Below are 19,553 nucleotides of genomic sequence, written 5' to 3' on the forward strand. Positions count from 1 at the left end.
TTTTGTCCGTGTCTAACTTGTTAGAGATCAATAATTATGAAAAAACCGAATGCAAAACAAGTGTCTGATCCGACAAAGGCCGTGGTAGCGATAGATAAAAAATTGAAAGATTTTGATAAGCAATTTAAGGCCTTGACAACGGGTTTTTCCTCTATGATGAAGTCTTTTGGCGCTGTTACAAAAAAGATCGACGCCCTTGGAAAACGTATAGAAATTCTGGAAAAGTTGTCAACTTCTTCAGAAAAAGCCCTGGAGTCTGACAAAAAACAAATGGAGTCTGCTCTAAAAAACTTTATTGATATAGGAAAAAGGATAGAATCCGGAATAAAAGATCTCACGGTAAAAGATGAGGGAATAAAAGATGTGGCAAAAAAGGTAAATAATATTGAAAAGAACCTTGAATTGTTAAGATCCGGTTTTGAGGCGATGGAAAATGATATTGGTGAGATTGAAGACACCAATGAAGAGGTATTAGATATAGCAGAACAGATACAAGATTCTTTAGAAGAAGATGAAATGTATTAAGAAATAATTATTTCACTAAGGGTGTCTTGTTTATATTATGAGGAGTAGAAATTATGAGCGAAGGAAAAAATACCACTGCTGAGGGCCAATCTTCAAAGAGATCTGTATCTAGTCAAAAATCTTCTGCAAAAAAAACCCAAAAAGAAAGAGTAAAACCAGATGTTCAGGCAAAGTCCGTTGAGGAAGTAAAGTCAGCTTTTTCACTTGCAAAAAAAGTTGACGACATGGCGGAAGAAATAGAAGGCAAACCCATAAAATCCTTCGAAAAAAAAGAGCAGGAAAAGCTCCTCCAATCGTATGAAAAATTAATATCTAAAATGGTGCGGGAGATTAACAATTCCAGGCTGTAGTTTTCAAATCCAATACGTGATTATTAATAAAGGCTATTATTTTCTTTGCAGCTTCATTTTTTGACAGGCCGGCAGTGTTTACCACAAAATCTGCTATCCTGTCATACAGTGGCCTCCTGTATGCTAAAAGGTATTCAATTTCCTCATATGCGCCACGATTCGTAAGGCTTGGTCTTCTCTGCTGTGTTTGTGTATCTTCGTGGATTCTTTTGTAGATGGTATCCACGTCAGCATCCAGATAGATTATGATCCCGTTTTTCCTGAGTTTCCTTACATTCTCCTCCCTCAGGATTGCACCTCCGCCCGTGGCAATGACCTTGTTGTCGAGAATACATAACTCCGAAATGATTTGCGCCTCGATTTCCCGAAATAATTTTTCTCCACCAACTGCAAAAATGTTTTTAATGGTCTTTCCTTCTTTCTGTTCCAGGTACTCATCGGCATCGATAAATTCTTTGCCCATCCGTTGAGCGAGTATTTTGCCTACGGTTGTTTTGCCGGTACCGCGAAAACCGATTAAGATAATATTCAATTCTGATACAAGTGATCTTTGTCACTCTCCAACTAATTTTTTATAGGCAATTTCTCTGATTAATTTGAGTGGTGGTTTTATTCCTGTCCACAACTCAAACTGTGCCGCTGCCTGGTTTACAAACATTGGCAAACCACCAATAATTGTACAACCCCGAGATTTGGCTTCACGCAACAATCTTGTTTCTATCGGGTTGTAAATAGTATCAAAAACGACCATGTTGGGTTTTAGTTGATCTTTATCAATCGGGGTTTCATTGACTGCGGGAAACATGCCCACAGGCGTGGCATTAATCAGGATGTCTGTTTGCATGGAAGGCAGATCATCGGGTTTTATGGATAGACAGCCAACATCTCTGGCGAGTGACTGTGCCCGCTCATAATTCCTGTTTACCAGGGATACTTGTGCGCCACATTCCTGTAATCCAAAAGCGATCGCCCGGGCGGCGCCACCGGCGCCTAACAAGGTAACGTGTTTTCCTTTTAGATGCTCGTGCTTTTCGCCCATTCCGGATGCATGATCAGTGTCCCCCAATGCTTGAATGGCTGCCTTACAATCTGTATTATAACCAACCAGTTTGCCGTCCTTGTTTACGATGGTGTTTACTGCACCGATCTTCTTTGCCATAGGGTCTACTGCGTCCAGATGATTTATTGCGGATTCTTTATGCGGAATTGTTACGCTATACCCTTTTACATCCAGTTCCCTAAACGCTCTGATAAAGTCATCGATTTTGTCTACCTTAAAAGGAACGTAAATATTATTCAAATTCATTTCCTTAAAGAGTGTATTATGGATAACTGGACTAATGCTGTGAGAGACGGGGTTTCCAATTAATCCGTAGATTGCCGTTTGTTTATTTTGTATTTGTGCCTGATAGACATGTAAAAGTTCGTGAATGCTGATCTGCCCTGGGGCGGATTCCTTTCCCTTCTGGAGAGACGCAAAAGTCAGATAGCTGCCAAATCTTTTATACAAGATGCGGCTAATGATGCCATAGTCGCCCATACAGAATGAAATTAATGGTGTCTGTGCTTGCTGGAGTAAGCGATATATTTTGATGTTATCTGTAATAGTGTTTGCATAAGTAACTATTTTTATAATATCAGCGCCATACCGGCTCAGTTTTTGATAAGTAACGGTCAGGTCATCGGGTGTTTCACGAAAATTATGGTAGGAAACAATGAGTTTCGTTTTACTCGCAGGGACACGGCGCTCCGTGTCCCCACGCATATTTTGAATGCTGTCATGTTCAACATCGACGAAATCAGCTTGTAACTGGATAGCGAGTTTTAGAAGCGCAATCCTCTCTTCTTCGCTTCCGCCGAACTTGCCACCTTCTCTGACGGGTCTGTTCGTAACAATCACAGGCTTAACTCGCCTTTCCAATATCCGCTTCAGATCTGGATTTTTTATGTAGTCAAGACGTAATTCGACAATGTCCGCAAACTTTGATGCATCTTCCATATCCCGGAGAACATCATCAAGGTTGTTTGCAATGATGGGTATGCAAATCATTTTTTCCCGAGCAAGTGGATAAGAAATAAAATGTAATAGAAACTATTGAATTTCAGGGAAGTTTACTTTTGCCTCTTTGGTGTACCAAGACAGTTCTTTTGCCAAGAATTATACAATTTATTATAAATGCAAAAACGAAAAATCAAAATGTAAATTTCAATAAATGTTCCATGTACTCGTGTGTATTAATTTCTTAGCAGAAATTTTGCGATATTTATTGTCGGTCATGTATTGCCCTGAAAAGGTAATCCGACTCATTCACGTCTTGATAAATTTATTTTTTGACTTGACAAATAATTTTGAATAGAGTAAAACGATTTCCATTTGATCAGGTAAAAATACCCAACAAAGTGGAAGATATCACGAAAAAGGTAAACCCTGAGTGATCAGGGGACGCAAAGTAGTGGGTCTTTAGTAAATAAGCATTTATCCCAGAGATTAGTTTATAAAGACAGCCTTACTGCCGAAGATGTTTACGAAAAATCTTTGCAGTAAGGCTTTTTTGTTTTAGGTCATTGTTGCAGTAAATACATGTGCAACGGAAAAAAACATTCAGGATCATTATCAGCACAATGAAAACCACAATCTCACATGGAAAGGAGCAAAGAAAAATGGAAAAGCAAATACAAAGGGCTATAACTATAGTAACTTTTTTTGCAGTAATTTTATTTTCCTTACCGCTTCTGGCTTATACAACAGAAAACGTTTTTGTGGTTGTTATTGATGGTTTGAGGAATAATGAGGCATTTGAAGATGCCGATCACGATCTCATACCTCACATTTGGAATGATCTCCGGCCTCAGGGTACAATATATACAGAATTCTACAATGATTATTTAACCACTTTTACAACCCCCGGCCATATGGCAATTGTTACTGGTCAGTGGCATGTTGCTCCTAATCTTGCCAATGTCGTATCAGGCGGTATTTACGATGTACGTCCCGAAGCGCCAACCATCTTTGAGTATTTTCGGTACCATACCGGTAAACCGAAGGCGAGTTGTTTGGTTGTAACAGGGAAAAAAAATAATATACAACTGGACTGGTCTCTGGAACCCACCTATGGCCCTAATTATGCAAGTTTATTGTTTGAGGGCGGGAACGATACTGACACCTATGCGCTGTTAAAAACAAAGTTAGAGGCGCATCATTCCAACCTCGTAGTGGTAAACCTTCGGGACGTTGACGAAGCCGGACACACCGGTGACTGGGTTACATACACCGGGGCAATTAAAAAGGCGGATGAATTGGTCTATCAGATTTGGACGCAGTTAATACAGGGGGATGCGTTTTATGCAAATAAGACAACCATGATTGTTACATCAGATCATGGCCGTCATGACGATGAATATGGAGGATTTCAGGAGCATGCCGGGATGTGTCACGGATGCCGTCATGTTCTGTTTTTGGGCATAGGCCCTGATACTCCGGCAGGACTGGAAATCCCTGAGAGACGTTATCTGAGAGATATCGCTCCAACGGTTGGAGAATTCCTTGGCTTTCCCACTCCGTTTGCCCGCGGGCAGATAATGACCGGCATCTTTTCTCAGAATCCTGACCCGAAAATTCATGTTTACTGCCGGAATCCACGGGTGAAAATTTTTAATGGGAAGGTGTTTGTTGTTTGGTCGCAGAATGATCCGACCGATACGGGGAATGAACATGTCTTTCTCATGAAGAAAGATTCGGCAGATATGTTCTTTAGCAATCCCATACCGGTTGATTCACAGAAGGCACGCTGGGCTTTTTTCCCTGCCGTGACTGCCAATAAAGACGGCCTTCATGTTGTCTGGCTAGACGGACGTGCCCTGGACGGGATTCACGATACATGGTCGGTATATTACCGGAAAAGTCCGGATTATGGATCGACCTGGGAAAATGAACAACTCATTGCAACCAGTACGTTTGAGTCTGCCGACCCTCTTTCAATGGAAATAGTAGGAGAACCCGAAATTATCTCCAATGAACTCGGTGAACTCATTATCACCGTCCGTTATAAGAGAGGTTCTGGCCAGAACAGGAGGATTACCAGTTTCCGATCAGCAGATGGAGGGAGAAACTGGGTTGAAATCATGGTTAAGCAGGATAACTTCTCACCCATTCAATATAGTCCTATAACCATGGAAGGGCCAAAAGAGGCCTCGATGGTGTGGATTGATCTGGCGCCGACCCCGAATAAGCCCAACTATTATAATTGGGAGGTCTTTTTTATGCGCACCATGAACTCCGGTACAACGTGGAAAGACCTGAACCGTTTAACGAATGATGCCGGTTACTCATACTTGCCCATGCTTGCCTGGGGTGGGAGAAAACTGATTACCGTGTGGGCGAACCGGGATCCATCCGGAACACCATGGAAATTGTGTATCCGGCCAAGTACTAACAAAGGGTGGTCCTGGGGTAGCGTCCTTACCATCCCACTAGGCGACTCGTCAGCGTGGCAACCGGCAATTGTATGGAATTCTGCCAGGAATGAATTCTTCATGTCCTGGACTGATTATGCATCAGGTGTACCAGATTTACGTTCAAGTACAAGTAAAAACGGAGTGAACTGGTCCATGCCGGTCACAATCAACTCTCAATCAACCAATATTTTCCGTTGCAAACCTCATGTGACGTCAGGAGACGGTTTATTGTACCTGGTATGGGAAGAACAGGTTCCCGGCGCAGGGGATTGGGTAATTGGTACAGCTTCTCTGTGATTGAGAAGTGCATTTGAAATTTATTTGGGTTTCTTGATGGGGTAACTACTTTTGTTTCATTGCAGCCACCTTGTTGATGGCATTTAAATAGGCCTTTGCGCTGGCCTCGATGATATCAGTGCTTACCGCACGGCCCCCGATAGTTTTCCCATCCACTTCGACATTTACATAAACCTCACCCATTGCATCCTTCCCGCTGGTAACAGCGCGGATGTTGTAATCCTGCAGCTTGCCGGGGATACCGGTTGATAAATCGACAGCCTTGAAAAGGGCATCAATGGGACCATCGCCAATGGTGGTGTTATCCACCAAACGGCCATCCTGTAATTTAAGTCTTACCCCGGCTGTTGGAACCGTAGTAGGTCCGCAACTGATACTGAGGCTTTCTAATTGAAAGATATGGGGGACTTCCATCTTTTCTATGCCGATAATGGCTTCAATATCCTCATCAAAGACCTCTTTCTTCTTATCAGCTATGTGCTTAAATTCCTCAAAAGCCCGTTCGAATTCTTTTTCCGATAATTCGTATCCCAGTTCCTTGATGCGTGTTTTAAAGGCATTTCGGCCGGATAATTTCCCGAGCACAAGCTTGGTCTTTAAATACCCGACGTCTTCGGGTTTCATAATCTCATAGGTAGTGCGTTCCTTGATTACCCCGTCCTGATGTACCCCTGACTGGTGTGCGAATGCATTTTCACCGACAATGGCCTTGTTCCTCTGTACCCGCAGTCCTGTAAGGGTGCTTACCAGTCTGCTCGTGGCAATCAATTCCTTTGTGACAATACGGGTAGAACGCTGGTAAAAATCATGACGTGTCTTAATGGCCATCACGATCTCTTCCAGTGCCGCGTTCCCTGCCCGTTCTCCGATGCCGTTGATGGTACACTCGACCTGTTGTGCGCCTGCCTTTATAGCAGCCAGGGAATTAGCCACGGCAAGTCCTAGGTCATTGTGACAATGTACGCTGATTATTGCCTTATCAATGTTTTTAACGTTTTCTTTTAATCCGCGGATAATGGAGGCATATTGATCGGGCGTGGCATAACCTACGGTATCTGGGATATTAACAGTCTTTGCGCCGGCATCAATAACGGCCTCGACAACCTGAATGAGGAAGTCTGGTTCCGTTCTGGATGCGTCTTCTGTGGAAAATTCTACATCATCCACATATTTTAAGGCGTGCGCAACCCCTTTGACAGCCAGGTGAACAATTTCTTCCTTTGCCTTAAGGAGCTTGTATTTTCTGTGAATTTCAGAGGTGGCGAGAAAGACATGTATTCGTGGCTTTTCGGCCTTTTCCAGAGCCCTGGCGGCACTGTCAATATCCTTTTCAACGGCGCGGGCAAGACCTGCCACGGAAATTCCCCGAATTTCCCGGGCAATTCTGCTTACCGATTCAAAGTCACCTGGTGATGAGACGGGAAAACCAGCCTCAATAACGTCCACATTCAGCAGCGCTAATTGCCGCGCAATCTGGACCTTTTCGTTAATATCCAGACTTGCTCCAGGCGACTGTTCTCCGTCTCGCAGTGTGGTGTCAAAAATAATGATGTTATTATTGGTCACAAATAGTTTCCCTTATTTCATAATTTGGATGTGAGTCTGTAAAAATTTTACTACATGTCATAACTACATTCAATAACAATTTGAAGTGTTTGTGTTATCGGGTATAATTCCTGATACTTGTGGCTGCATAATCTAATGTATCGGAATTTCAATTACCCCCCATACTCCGTTTACAGGGGAAACAGAGGGAAAGTAGCCGAAGGCCTAATGAAAGAAAAACAGTATGATAAACTACTACAAACAAATTTTTGTCCTTTACCGGAAGGGAGCTGGCATTTTAAGATTACGTTTGTATAATGCCTCGTGGAGAGAAAAACATCCAGGATTATATCAGGGGGAAAAAAGATGCCTCACTCATTACAATATCCTATAAATAAATCTCTGAAATATCTTACCATTGTGATGCTTTTGGCGGAATTCTGTTGTCTCGCCAGTTGTGCGACCCACAAGAAGACAACTACCCCGCAAACAGTGATTATCCCTCCTGAAGAAATACCAATTATCAAAGCCGCAGAAGCGGTAACAGTTGCAAAAGAGGAAAAAGGAATTACCGACGAATCCTTGAAATGCATAACCTGTCACGAGGAACGCAGGGTGACACATGGCTGGGTCGCGGACTGGCAGGGTAGCAAGCATGCAAGAAAGGGTGTGGGATGCGAGGCATGCCATGTTAGTTCAAATGCAGAACTCGCAACAAAGGAAGCAATAGAGTTGGAATATCTCAGCACTGATGGGAACAGTTGCGATGATAAGAGGGTCCATCGCAAGGTTACTGCCAGCAATTGTGGCAAATGCCACAGAAAAGAATACCAGGAATTTATGAAGAGCCGCCACTCCATTGGCTGGCAAAGGGTGCTGGAGTGCAGGAAACTCATGGAAATTCCCAAAGGCACCCGTTCTGAAAAGTGTGAGCAGTGTCATAATATCCAATTTAAATGTGATTCATGTCACACGCGGCATACCTTTAATACCCTTGAGGCCAAAACTCCCGAGGCATGCAGGACGTGTCACATGGGTTCAGATCACCCCCATCACGATGTATACATCTCTTCCAAGCACGGGACTGTTTATACTGCAAGTCAATCCGGCATATTAAAAGAATCTCAATCTGTCCAGTCCTTGCGGTCGCCGGTATGTGTTACCTGTCATATGCCTCAGGGTACTCATGATATGAGTTTTGGACTTACCTGTGGCCCTGTTGCAGGAAGTAGGCTGTCTTATATTGACAGGAATGGCGCTGCCATAGATGAAATTGAATTAGTAAAAAAACGTGAAGACATGCTGTCCGTTTGTAATAGATGCCATTCCTTGCGCTTTGCAAAGAATGCATTAACGAGGGCTGATGATATCTATAAAAATATTGAGACTGTTATAAAAGAGGCGAAGGATATTGTCTTTGGTTTAGAAAAGGAAAAGCTTTTAATTCCACCAGTTGGTGAAGTGGTGAAAATTCCTTTGCCTGGTCATGCCTTCATCCAGGAAGACCTTCAATCTTATACGAACAGACCCAGGATAGAGCGGCTCTTTATCAAATTAACACACAGCGCTGCTGTTACATGGAAAGGGGCTTACCATAAAAATCCGGGCTATACACACCTGTATGGGTGGGCAAAACTCCAGGAAGATGTGAGTGAGATGAGAGAAGAAGTAAAAAAATTACGGGAAGAAGCAGAACTCAGAAGGAAGATGAAAATGAAGCTGCGATAAAAGTTACTCCAAGTAGTCTAAAAAAGGTCATTTTTAAAAATGGTTATTGAGTTTGCTCAGCAAATATCAATATATTACACTGTCATTCCCTAAAATACCCCTGCTCATGGTGATTTGCTGAGGGAACTTAATAAGCATTTAATTATAAGCTAAAAGGTTATCAAAACCAAATTTGAGAATGGAGAAGTTGCATGGATCAGAATGCTGAAAAAGGTTATACGGAATATCAAAAGAAGATGATTAAGAATTTTTATGAAAACAAAGACCTCCGCCTTATACAAAGGCTGGGGGAATTAGTCTCAGATTTATATTTGGAAACAAGTGAAAAAAAGAAGGAATCCGGATGGAAAAGGATTAAGAAAATGCTTCTCGATTTGAAGGTGCATCCGAATGAGGTAGAGTATCTGACGAAGGATAAGAATCTTTCTGTACTTTCGAAGAAATTGGCAGAGATGTTTTAATATTTCTGGCTATAAGGAACGTAACGAAGGAAAATGTAAAACCGCATGTATTTGGTAATTCCCCAGTCGGGTCTCAAAGCTGGAATCTGGAAGTCAGATTCAGAAGTCAGGAAAAAAGCAGTTTAAACAGCATAAACCGTTCAAACCGCTTTGTTCTGAATGCTGACTCCTGGCTACTGCATTCGGACCTGAATAGTTACCAGGTAAAAAAAATATTTAGGAATAAATATCAAAAGCCTTTTGCTTATTTCTTTATCTGGTTTGACGTGTTTGAATAGGCTTTGATTCTACCAGTATTTTCAAGTCATTCAAGACATTTTCATCATTGCTTTACATAGTAATGTTTGGGTCGGTTTGTGTGTGTAAGTACGGATTAGGTACGAAGGGAGATTTTAACAACTATCAATTCGGAGGTATAATTCTATGAAAAAAGACAATCCAAAACAAGAGGCATACACAATTTTACGGAGCGCCGGGAAGTCAATAGAGGAAGCTTACAAACAGGCTGGCTATGCGGGAAAGCCTGGAACTAACCCGCATTTCTCACAGAGGGTAATTTGTAATATCAAAAGGTTTCAAAATACATAATGAGTTTGGTATCCAAGACTGATTTTTCTGCTTTTATGCATCAACATTGAATATCCTCATCGTTTTATTGATAAAAACCCGGGAGATGCTATCAAAAGGCGTATTTTGGGCGTAGCGCTCCCGTCCGGCTTAGCAATCATACTTACAATGGTAAATCTTTTCTGAACTTCAACAGAGCATTGGATACGCTTTACGAATGTTTTGAAAAGCGCGCTGAAAGACTTCTTTATAGGGATAAGCACTGGACAGGCAAACTGCGATTCTCCTTACACTCACCTTTACCTGTGCGCCAATCTTGAGCAGTTTTGTTCGGATCGTGCTGCACTGTGCTTGTGAGAATTCTGTTGAACAAAGCCCTATCCGTCTTAATTCGTTGAGTAACACATAAGCCACTGACGAGAACCACAGCCTCAGTTGATTGGCACGCATCGTCTCTGTACTTGTCCGGTCGGCAAACAAATGTAACTGCTGTTCCTTGATCCTGTTTTCCATCTCCCCACGTGCACAATACTCTTGCTCGTAAAGACTCCTGGCATCTTTCTCCTCCGATTTTAGTGATGTTACTACAAACCGGGGATTTGGCCCCTTCTCTAAATATTCCACCTTGCCCACTACCCGACGACCCTTGGACCAACTCTTCACCGTTTTATAGAAAAAATCTTTATACACCCTGGATGCTCTTCCTGTCTGCTCATATTGTTTTCTTGCCTCTTCCATTTCGCCTTGTATCTCTTCTTGTAATCGAGAATTCCTTGCAAGCCCAAAGAGATAGTCCACATGGTTTGCTTCACACCAACTCATGATTTCTTCCCTCGCAGACCCCGAATCACCCCGCACTACAATTTTCACCTCAGGCCATTCGTGGAAAAAACGACCTTCCTGGCTCCCGTGTATCGGATCATCCGTCGCATCCAAATCCAAAACACTCTTGCTTCGCCTATCCTGCCCTGTCGGGTCTTTCTTCTTGCACAAAACTGCCAACAATGGGTCTATCCTCAATTGATCATGATCATTCAAGTCCTCATATCCTAACGCTATCCCATATATCCTCTGTGATAATAATTCTTCTACTGTATGCTCTATTGCGTCCTGATCCCGATAATTGGTAAAACACTTTGAAAACTCTTTCATGAAACCTCTTGCCTGTTCTAATCCTCTCAGTAACAGGCCTCCGGCGTCGGTTGTTATTTGCCCTCTATTAAATTGCGATATTACCTTCCTTCCGCTTAACCCTTGATACTCTATTGCATCTTTACACCCTGTTTTCACCTTCAACCCTCCTCTTGCTATGTATAATCTGTTCTTTACAAACATCTTATACCATAAATATCGAGGGTTGTCTAACATATCGGTGAGAAATCCGGGCTAACTCAAACAGTTTTTTTATTGGAAATGATGGAAACCCAACTTTCTTTGTTTCAGGGATGAATGCAGATGTTGGTAAGGTTGGAATTGGTACAACGGCACCAGACCAAAGACTCTCCGTAAATGGCAATGCCTCGAAAACTGGTGGGGGATCATGGCTGGTATTTTCTGATGAAAGATTAAAGAACATTTACGGCTCATTCGATGCTGGCCTCAATGAAGTCTTACAACTACAGCCAATCATTTATCGTTATAAAAAAGGCAATTCACTCAATATCCCTGATGAAGGAGAACATATTGGCTTTAGTGCCCAAGAGGTTCAAAAGGTAATACCAGAGGCTGTCACTGAAAATAGCAAGGGATATCTTATGATGGATAATGATCCCATCTTGTGGGCTATGCTGAATGCCATTAAGGAACTCAAGGCAGAAATGAAGCTTTAAAGATTGAAAAGAATGCAGAAATGGCTGAGTTGAAGGCCTTCGTAAGCAATTTTACCAAACCCTCCACCATGCCCGCTTCTTTTGATGGTATATCAGAGAAAGATTCCAACAGTAACAGGATGTACTAATATGCGTATTCACCAAAAATTTCCAGGATACGAATTGAAATATTCAGGAGAACAGCATGTTTAAAAAGAAGATTCATGCCGCAGCATGATTCATCATCATACTGACTGGCATACTTCATACAACCATTTTACGTGCGGGAGAATTTGTCATACCAGCAGGCTATGAAATGTATGTTGGTGATGGCCATCTATTACTTGATAATGAGGACTTGAATAATGCCGGTATATTAGAGATAGACACGGGAAAGATCAGCGTAGGAGGTAATTGGACAAATATCGGCACATTTAATGCGGGAATTGGTACCGTTGAATTTACCGGCACCACAAACCAGATTATTTCAGGATCAACAAACTTCTACCATTTATTCTGTACTGCCCCGGGCAATCAACTTACCTTTGAGGCAGAAAGCACACAAACAATTCTTGCTCATTGTACACTAACCGGGACTTTGGAAAGTCCACTGATACTAAGAAGCACTGTTGACGGGATACAGTGGAAGATAGACCCCCAGGGGACAAAGAATATCACCTATGTAGACGTAAAAGATTCTCATAACATAAACAGCATTTTAATAACCACTCAGGACTGGATCAATAGTGGTAATAATACGAAGTGGGCCTCTGTTACCAATACAGCGCCAGTGGCTGTTGCAGGGCAAGACACGTCTGTATATTTTACAGATACGGTGACACTTGACGGGAGTGGAAGTTATGATGTAGACGGTAATCCATTGAGTTATAGCTGGTCATTTATATCGATACCGCGAGGCAGTATGGCAATCCTTTTGAATCAAACCGCAGTAAATCCAACCTTTGTTGCAGACAAAGCTGGTACATGGTGAGTCTGATAGTCAATGATGGCACGGTGAATAGCATTCCCGATACCGTAAACATCACAACATTCAATTCGTCACCTGTTGCAGACGCAGGCCCAGACCAGACCGTTGAGCAGACAAACACTTCCGGTGCGCAGGTAACCCTTGACGGCACCGGTTCAAGCGATCCCGATGGTGACACATTAACCTATACGTGGACAGGACCATTTGGTGAGGCAACAGGATCCATACCAACGGTAACCATGCCGCCAGGGGTAAACACCGTATATCCGGTAGTGAATGATGGTACGGTAGATTCAGAACCTGACACGGTAACTATCACTGTGCAGGATACGACGGTACCTGTAGTTTCAAATACCGCGGCGAATCCCAATCCCGTTGCCGTAAACACGTCATGTACCATTACCGCTCAGATCGATGATACAGCGACAGATATCTCCTATGCCGAGTACAGTATTGATGGTGACACTCAATGGTATAGCATAAATCCGATAACCACCGGAACAAATTCGGTGAATGTTTCGGTAACTATGCCGGGTGTTGCAGAATCAAAACTTTTAACAGTATCCGTGCGTGGTACTGACGAAGAAGGCAATACGAGTAAACCGGAAAGCATTTACCTGCCTGTCTATGACCCCAGCGCAGGTTTTGTAACCGGCGGAGGCTGGATCTGGTCACCCAAGGGCGCATATACGCGTGATACCAGTCTGGAAGGCAAGGCGAACTTCGGGTTTGTAGCCAAGTACAAAAAGGGTGCGAATGTACCTGAGGGCAATACCGAGTTCCAGTTCAGCACAGCAGACTTTAATTTCCACTCAAACACGTACGATTGGCTTGTTGTCTCCGGATTTAAAGCTACGTTTAAGGGAACCGGTATCATTGAAGGTGAAGAAGGCAGTCACAAGTTCATGATCTCCTGCGTTGACGGGGATTTAAAAGGCAACGGCGCCAAGGACACGTTCCGCATCCGCATCTGGGATGAAGACGGAAACGGCGGCGAGACCACCATCTATGACAACCAGATGGGCGCCGATATGGATGCAGAGGCCACCACGACGCTTGGCGGTGGATCGATCATCATCCACAGTGATAGTGGTAATAAAAAGTAATTTATCTGAAGAAACGAAGAACTGGGGTGGGCGTAGTTATCAGCTCACCCCGGTTTGGAAGGAACGTGGCTGTAAGGTTGATGAGCAAAAACCAATATTACGTAACGATAAAACGATTATTCATTTGACAGAAAATGTTTTATTTGTAATAATTATTTATTAAATAAAACGTAGTTTTGGGGCTTATGAACTCAATGTATATTTTAAAAGCCGCTACGATTCTTCGTTGCGGCTTTTTTGTTTTGACAATCATTTTTGTAGTATTGTATAAAAACTTCTTTTTTGAGAAAGTTTTTAAACCCCTAAATCCCCTGAGGTAGGTCAACCGTCTCCGGTTGACACATGTTAACATCATCATGACAAGCGGGGACGCTTGTCCTGCCGATAGAAGGGACTTGGTTGCGGCTGTGCCGCACCAGGGTATTGGTTGTATAATATTTTGCAGTATATTTGAGGAGTGATATGACACAAATAGTGAGAGACGATGTACGGAATGTGGCGATTATTGCCCACGTTGATCATGGCAAGACCACCCTTGTGGATCAATTGCTGAAACAAAGCGGTACGTTCCGGTCTAATCAGCAGATTCAGAATGTAGAAAGGATTATGGACTCTAACGATCTGGAACGTGAGAGGGGTATTACGATCCTTGCCAAGAACACGGCTATCAACTATAAGGGCGTGAAGATTAATATTATTGATACACCGGGGCATGCCGATTTTGGTGGAGAAGTGGAACGCGTCCTCAAGATGGCTGACGGTGTCTTGTTGCTGGTGGATGCGGCTGAAGGGACGATGCCCCAGACGCGGTTTGTACTCCGCAAGGCTTTGAGTTATAACCTAAGACCCCTTGTGGTTATCAATAAGATTGATAGACCGGATGCCCGTTGCTCAGAAGTATTGAATGAGGTCTTTGATCTCTTTGTCGAGCTGAATGCAACTGACGAGCAGTTGGATTTTACCGTGATTTATGCCAGCGGACGGGAAGGCTTTGCAAAGCTGTCCCTTGAAGACGATAACAAAGACATCACCCCGCTGCTCGACACGATTTTGCACTACGTTCCAAAACCCAGCGGTGATCCGAATGCACCATTGCAAATGCAAGTAACATCGCTGGATTATAATGATTATGTAGGCCGAATTGGGATCGGTAAGGTGTTTAATGGCACAATTCATGCAGGCCAGCAAGTTACGCGGATTGACAAAAATAACAGGCATACGGTACACAGAGTAACTGAATTATTTACCTTTACGGGATTAGGCAGGCAGGCCGTAAAATCGGCTCAGGCAGGGGATATCGTTGCTTTAACAGGGATAGAGGATATCGATATCAGCGATACCATTGCATCCATCGAGAACCCTCAGGCCATGCCAAAGATCAGTATCGATGAACCCACGCTTTCCATGATATTTTCCGTGAATAATTCGCCTTTCAGCGGCCAGGACGGGAAATATGTTACCAGCCGGAATCTGAGGGAAAGGCTTTACCGGGAACTTCGGTCAAATGTGGCCCTCAAGGTGGAAGACACAGAAACGCCTGACTCCTTTCGTATTTCGGGACGCGGGCTCTTGCATCTCTCTGTGTTAATTGAAAACATGCGTCGTGAAGGATATGAGCTGCAGGTCTCCAAACCCAAGGTGATTTTTAAGCAGATGGATGGGGAAAAAGCGGAACCTGTGGAATATGTTGTAATCGATGTGCCGAAAGAATATGAAGGTCAGGCGATTTCCATGTTGGGTGCCCGGAAAGGGGAAATGCTCAGCATGGATACCGATAAGGACATCACCCACTTTGAGTTTAAAGTGCCTTCCCGGGGTTTGATTGGCTTGAGGAACCGTCTCTTGAGCTCTACCCGTGGAGAAGCGGTGATGTACCATAATTTTTATGACTATGAACCATACAAGGGTGATATTGCCCATCGCATCCAGGGCGTGCTCATTTCCATGGCCGCAGGTGAGGCGACTGCCTATGCCCTTGATGGATTACAGGACAGGGGTATAATGTTTGTAAACCCAGGCGATCGTGTGTATGAAGGGATGATCGTGGGTGAACACTGTGAACAGAATGATATTACGGTGAATGTCATCAGGGCAAAAAAGGCCACGAATATTCGTTGTGCGACGGCCGAAAAAGGGATCAAACTCCCTCCTCCCAGAGAATTTTCGCTGGAGATGGCCCTTGAATATATCGAAGACGATGAATTGGTGGAGATTACTCCAAAAACATTCCGATTGAGAAAGAAACTCCTTACCGAGAACGAACGGAGAATTACCCGCAGACAGCAAACCCTTGAATCTGTTGAGACATCCACAGAGAAGTCATAAGTTGGTTCTTCGGAATTTCTCATAAGATTGAAATTCCTTGTATAAAACAAGTTTTGTCACTACAGGGAAAGAAAAAAACAAAAAAGCAGGCTTTAGGAGCCTGCTTTTTTGTTGTATATCCAATGGGGAATGATTTATTTATTGACGACGTTTTTGAAATCCTGTCCTGCAGTAAATTTTACCGTTTTGCTGGCCTTGATGTTTATCACGGCGCCCGTCTGCGGATTACGCCCTTTCCGTGCCTTTCTGGTCCTTACTGAAAAGGTTCCAAAGCCAATTAAGCGAACCTCCTTGGTCTTCTTAACACCATTTTTTATGCCATTTAGCACGGCATTTACAGCCATTTCCCCGCAAGCTTTTGACAATTCGCACTCTTTTGCCACAATTTCAACCAATTCCTGTTTATTCATCCAACAACCTCCTTTCAAAAAAATGGTTTAATAAAGGGTGTTAAATTCGGAGCTAGAATACATTAAATGGGCTGCTGAATCAAGTATTTTCTGGATTTTTTTGAAAATAATATCTCTCCGATGAAATGCGGGTGTGTCTTTAAAAAAACCCATTGAAAATCTTATACAACCTGGGATTCCTGCAAATCCAGGCAAACAAAGCCATGTGCTTTCAATGGTGTAATTCCTATCAATATTTTTTCAGTTTGGTAAACTTTGAGCCTTCAAGCGTTAGGTTGTACATGAGCCCTTTCTGGCCGAAAACGAACCCGACAATGGGCTCCTTGATTTTCGTTGTGTCGATGGAGGCAGCTGCCCCAAGATTCACCAGGGCTACTGACCCGTCAACTCCTGCCTTCCAGCCGGAGCTTTCACGGAACTTTGTAATGGCCTCGTCTTGCATAAAGGCGAGGATGATGTCTTTCTTTTGGCCCCTGATTTGGAAGCCGTATGAGGCGGCCGCTGCGCTGTAGTAATCAGCGGTCTTTCCATCAATTCTCATCGCTCCCTCGCCGTATTTCGCCGCCAATGACAAATCCCCCTTTGATGACTCCTGGTAATACAAGTACACCCTTTGCGCTCTTAAGAAATTCCTCTGCACCCTTTACTTCCTTACGGAAGCGGTCCAGGGAAGTATCAACACTCACATCGATCTCCTTAGCCGTTTTAGCATAGGAGGCGTTGCCCAAAAGAAATCCTAAGATGGCTGTAATACATACGGTTAACGCAAAGGCCATTATAAAACGTGATTTCATATTTTGCATATTTTTGACTCCTTTCTTATAGTAACTGAAAGAAATTGAGTGGGGTGGACTTCGTCATGAGCGCTCAGTTGAACGATTAAGGTGCTGGTTTTTGCGCCGAATCTACCTACAACTTTACTACCCGAAATATCTTAGCCACGACTAAATTTATGTTATTTTTCATTACAAAATCAATAATTAAGTATGGTGTCCTCAAAATTCTTGGAGCAACCCGTCCCCTTTGGGGTGCCAGTGCGCTAGTGTGTCCATGTTATCTGCACTCAGGATGAACTCAAGGTTATCATACCTTTGCAGTAAAATATTCCTTATCGGATATTGATGTTGGTTGTGCCGGCCCGAGACCAACCGAGGGCATGATTTGCATTGAAAAATTCTTCAACATGCCAGCGACTTGGGTAATGAAGGGTCAGATCATCTACTTCTTGACGGTCTGCAGTCGAGAGAAATGCTTTATATTGATATTGATCGGGTTTTTCTCCGCAGCGTTGGGTAATTTGGTACAAGGGCAACTGAAGATTACCATTTCCTGGGGACAATTACAGAAATTAGTCGATGAAGAAAATTAAATATACCGCCATATTTAATTAGACTCTGGCTGTGAGAACAAGTTGATGTGTTACTTTATTACCATGGGTAGATAATTGGCTGGGGGTATGATGTCAAATTAATACCGCCCAGAAAATCCCTGCCCTGGAGGAGAATGTAGTACACAGCCTTTCATTGAACCTATAAGGAATTGAAACAAGGGGGAGAAATGTCCCCCGCTGGCTGGGGGTGCAGGGGGTGGAGCATTTTGCCGAAAACCCGAAATCGAAATGTTCGCATTGTTTTGCCGAAGAGAAGCCCGATACAGTCGATAATCTTATGGAAAATGCAATGAATCAGGTCAATCTCGATCCATATATAGAGCAAGTTAAAAATCTGGTCAATCAGGTTGATATTCTAGAAGAATTGCGGGATAAACTGTTAGATATCTATGGCGGCATTGATCCTGTTGAGCTTGGCAGTCTCATGCAAAAGGCATTTACCGTAGCGGGTCTTGCAGGCAGGTATGCAGTAGGGACACGGAGCACCGTGTCCCTACAATCTTTCGAAAGACATTTGATGAAACCGTAGCAAGGAATGGCTGGAGCTACAAAGGAGAACGCGGCTGGCGAACAGGAGTAATTTTCAACACGAATATGCGCGTTGCCTATGCGGCAGGGAATTATCAACAGATGATGGCCGTCGGGGGTGAAAGGCCCTACTGGCGGTATGTCGGCGGACTATCGGAAACGCCAAGGCCTTTGCACTTGAAGTGGAGCGGTACGGTATTGCCTGCCGATGACCCTTGGTGGAATACTCATTATCCTCCCAACGATTGGGGTTGCAAATGTGAAGTAGTAAGCCAAACGCAAGAAGAGATTGATAGCCTGAGAAAGGAAGGGATGAAGATATCTACTGAGCGGCCAGATGACGGCGCCTATCAATGGGCGGATAAAAATGGCAATACCCATACAATCCCTAATGGCATAGGCCCCGGCTGGGCATATAATCCCGGCAAGACCGCGTGGGGTGAAACATTGTCAGAAGATGTAATGGACACGTGGAGGACACAGGGTGCAAAGGCATGGGAAAGACTTACCCCTGGGGATTGGGAATCGTATGGTAGTCCTGAAAAAGTTCCCCTTCATGCGCCAGTGGCCTCTCTGGATTATACAATATCAAAAACGATAGAAGGTATGGAATTGGCTACTGAAAAGATATTAGGATGCCCGGAAAAGGTCTTTTCCTTTCAGTCTGGCGAATTCAGGTATGACACCCTGGTTAATGCAAAGACGTTAGCTCGTCACATCGATCCGAACGTGCTCCGTATATCCCATTCATTACAGAAACAATGACTGACCCATACGAAGTATGGCTCTCGTTTGAGCGACACAAAGGGACAGATCAGGTAGTATTAAGACAGAGGATTATTAAGGCAATTCAAACGGGAAAAAAGGAAGGAATCTTAATTGTGGCGAATGTCATTAAAGGCTTTATGGAGTCATGGACATTTGTCCCAATTGAAGAATTGGGTTATTTGGATAAGCAGCGGGTAGGAAAACTGATATGGAAAAAAAATTAATAGGACCTCTCCCCTCCACAGCAGGGGTGGCGTCAGATAATGGCTGTAGGGACTGTGGCCCAACCATTACCCCTTAAC

Annotated in this window: 20 protein-coding genes and 1 riboswitch; of the genes, 13 read left to right on the forward strand and 7 right to left on the reverse strand. The window is 43.4% G+C overall.

The features are described from left to right. Positions 1-36: 36 nt before the first annotated feature. Together BROSI_RS16770 and BROSI_RS16775 are read left to right on the forward strand one after the other, a co-directional pair. Positions 37-525, forward strand: coding sequence for a hypothetical protein (locus BROSI_RS16770; RefSeq protein ID WP_052564930.1), 489 nt, complete (start codon positions 37-39; stop codon positions 523-525). A 53-nt stretch (positions 526-578) separates the two neighbouring features. Next, entirely contained in the window at positions 579-875 is a 297-nt protein-coding gene (locus tag BROSI_RS16775) for a hypothetical protein (RefSeq protein ID WP_052564931.1), read from the forward strand. On the opposite strand, the gene BROSI_RS16780 is transcribed toward BROSI_RS16775, so the two are convergent. Together BROSI_RS16780 and BROSI_RS16785 are read right to left on the reverse strand one after the other, a co-directional pair. Continuing rightward, positions 856-1,407 carry a shikimate kinase gene (locus BROSI_RS16780; protein WP_052564932.1) on the reverse strand — a complete coding sequence of 184 codons (552 nt, stop codon included), beginning with the start codon at positions 1,405-1,407 and terminating at the stop codon, positions 856-858. The two genes, BROSI_RS16775 and BROSI_RS16780, sit on opposite strands and share 20 nt — an antisense overlap. A 21-nt stretch (positions 1,408-1,428) precedes the next feature. Further along, positions 1,429-2,925 carry a shikimate dehydrogenase gene (locus tag BROSI_RS16785; RefSeq protein WP_052564933.1) on the reverse strand — a complete coding sequence of 499 codons (1,497 nt, stop codon included), beginning with the start codon at positions 2,923-2,925 and terminating at the stop codon, positions 1,429-1,431. Positions 2,926-3,285: 360 nt separating this feature from the next. Next, positions 3,286-3,393, forward strand: a riboswitch (cyclic di-GMP riboswitch). 143 nt (positions 3,394-3,536) lie between these two features. Here BROSI_RS16785 and BROSI_RS16790 point away from each other — a divergent pair. Beyond that, positions 3,537-5,627 (forward strand): alkaline phosphatase family protein, encoded by a 2,091-nt coding sequence (locus tag BROSI_RS16790; protein ID WP_052564934.1) that lies wholly within the window; start codon positions 3,537-3,539, stop codon positions 5,625-5,627. 45 nt (positions 5,628-5,672) lie between these two features. On the opposite strand, the gene BROSI_RS16795 is transcribed toward BROSI_RS16790, so the two are convergent. Then, positions 5,673-7,193, reverse strand: a complete 1,521-nt coding sequence (locus tag BROSI_RS16795) for a 2-isopropylmalate synthase (protein WP_052564935.1) — start codon at positions 7,191-7,193, stop codon at positions 5,673-5,675. Positions 7,194-7,538: 345 nt separating this feature from the next. Between BROSI_RS16795 and BROSI_RS16800 the strand changes: the two genes are divergently transcribed. The 3 genes from BROSI_RS16800 (at position 7,539) to BROSI_RS20070 (ending at position 9,949) form a co-directional block, all read left to right on the forward strand. Beyond that, the gene (locus BROSI_RS16800; protein ID WP_052564936.1) at positions 7,539-8,900 is read left to right on the forward strand and encodes a multiheme c-type cytochrome; all 1,362 of its coding nucleotides are present in this window, start codon (positions 7,539-7,541) and stop codon (positions 8,898-8,900) included. Between the two features lie 191 nt (positions 8,901-9,091). Further along, positions 9,092-9,361 (forward strand): hypothetical protein, encoded by a 270-nt coding sequence (locus tag BROSI_RS16805; protein ID WP_052564937.1) that lies wholly within the window; start codon positions 9,092-9,094, stop codon positions 9,359-9,361. 423 nt (positions 9,362-9,784) lie between these two features. After that, positions 9,785-9,949 carry a hypothetical protein gene (locus BROSI_RS20070; protein ID WP_157842594.1) on the forward strand — a complete coding sequence of 55 codons (165 nt, stop codon included), beginning with the start codon at positions 9,785-9,787 and terminating at the stop codon, positions 9,947-9,949. A gap of 168 nt (positions 9,950-10,117) precedes the next feature. Here BROSI_RS20070 and BROSI_RS16810 read toward each other — a convergent pair whose 3' ends face one another. After that, a complete protein-coding gene (locus BROSI_RS16810) occupies positions 10,118-11,218 on the reverse strand; it encodes an IS1380 family transposase (RefSeq protein ID WP_052564938.1) in 1,101 nt (366 codons plus the stop codon). A gap of 155 nt (positions 11,219-11,373) precedes the next feature. Between BROSI_RS16810 and BROSI_RS16815 the strand changes: the two genes are divergently transcribed. From BROSI_RS16815 to typA, 4 genes are all read left to right on the forward strand, one after another. Further along, positions 11,374-11,757 (forward strand): tail fiber domain-containing protein, encoded by a 384-nt coding sequence (locus BROSI_RS16815; RefSeq protein ID WP_052564939.1) that lies wholly within the window; start codon positions 11,374-11,376, stop codon positions 11,755-11,757. A gap of 295 nt (positions 11,758-12,052) precedes the next feature. Next, a complete protein-coding gene (locus tag BROSI_RS16820; protein ID WP_052564940.1) occupies positions 12,053-12,727 on the forward strand; it encodes a PKD domain-containing protein in 675 nt (224 codons plus the stop codon). Beyond that, positions 12,721-13,830 carry a hypothetical protein gene (locus BROSI_RS16825; RefSeq protein ID WP_052564941.1) on the forward strand — a complete coding sequence of 370 codons (1,110 nt, stop codon included), beginning with the start codon at positions 12,721-12,723 and terminating at the stop codon, positions 13,828-13,830. The genes BROSI_RS16820 and BROSI_RS16825 overlap by 7 nt, the downstream gene beginning before the upstream one ends. Positions 13,831-14,292: 462 nt before the next feature. Beyond that, positions 14,293-16,155, forward strand: coding sequence for a translational GTPase TypA (typA, locus tag BROSI_RS16830; RefSeq protein WP_052564942.1), 1,863 nt, complete (start codon positions 14,293-14,295; stop codon positions 16,153-16,155). A gap of 134 nt (positions 16,156-16,289) precedes the next feature. On the opposite strand, the gene BROSI_RS16835 is transcribed toward typA, so the two are convergent. The 3 genes from BROSI_RS16835 to BROSI_RS20610 all read right to left on the reverse strand — a co-directional run bounded on the left by BROSI_RS16835 (position 16,290) and on the right by BROSI_RS20610 (position 17,368). Continuing rightward, positions 16,290-16,565 (reverse strand): HU family DNA-binding protein, encoded by a 276-nt coding sequence (locus BROSI_RS16835; RefSeq protein ID WP_052564943.1) that lies wholly within the window; start codon positions 16,563-16,565, stop codon positions 16,290-16,292. Positions 16,566-16,794: 229 nt separating this feature from the next. Continuing rightward, positions 16,795-17,133, reverse strand: coding sequence for a lipid-binding SYLF domain-containing protein (locus tag BROSI_RS20605; protein ID WP_200891778.1), 339 nt, complete (start codon positions 17,131-17,133; stop codon positions 16,795-16,797). Next, positions 17,096-17,368 carry a lipid-binding SYLF domain-containing protein gene (locus BROSI_RS20610; RefSeq protein WP_200891779.1) on the reverse strand — a complete coding sequence of 91 codons (273 nt, stop codon included), beginning with the start codon at positions 17,366-17,368 and terminating at the stop codon, positions 17,096-17,098. The genes BROSI_RS20605 and BROSI_RS20610 overlap by 38 nt, the downstream gene beginning before the upstream one ends. Positions 17,369-18,151: 783 nt before the next feature. Here BROSI_RS20610 and BROSI_RS16850 point away from each other — a divergent pair. Genes BROSI_RS16850 through BROSI_RS16860 form a run of 3 tightly spaced genes read left to right on the forward strand, consistent with a single transcriptional unit; the run spans position 18,152 to position 19,475 of the window. Beyond that, positions 18,152-18,484, forward strand: coding sequence for a phage portal protein family protein (locus BROSI_RS16850; protein ID WP_157842595.1), 333 nt, complete (start codon positions 18,152-18,154; stop codon positions 18,482-18,484). Between the two features lie 50 nt (positions 18,485-18,534). Further along, positions 18,535-19,248 carry a phage head morphogenesis protein gene (locus tag BROSI_RS16855; protein WP_261338907.1) on the forward strand — a complete coding sequence of 238 codons (714 nt, stop codon included), beginning with the start codon at positions 18,535-18,537 and terminating at the stop codon, positions 19,246-19,248. Beyond that, on the forward strand, positions 19,245-19,475 hold the full coding sequence (locus tag BROSI_RS16860) for a PBECR2 nuclease fold domain-containing protein (protein ID WP_052564947.1): 231 nt from the start codon (positions 19,245-19,247) through the stop codon (positions 19,473-19,475). The genes BROSI_RS16855 and BROSI_RS16860 overlap by 4 nt, the downstream gene beginning before the upstream one ends. Positions 19,476-19,553: the final 78 nt, after the last annotated feature.

This window comes from Candidatus Brocadia sinica JPN1, from assembly GCF_000949635.1.
GTDB classification, from domain to species: domain Bacteria; phylum Planctomycetota; class Brocadiia; order Brocadiales; family Brocadiaceae; genus Brocadia; species Brocadia sinica.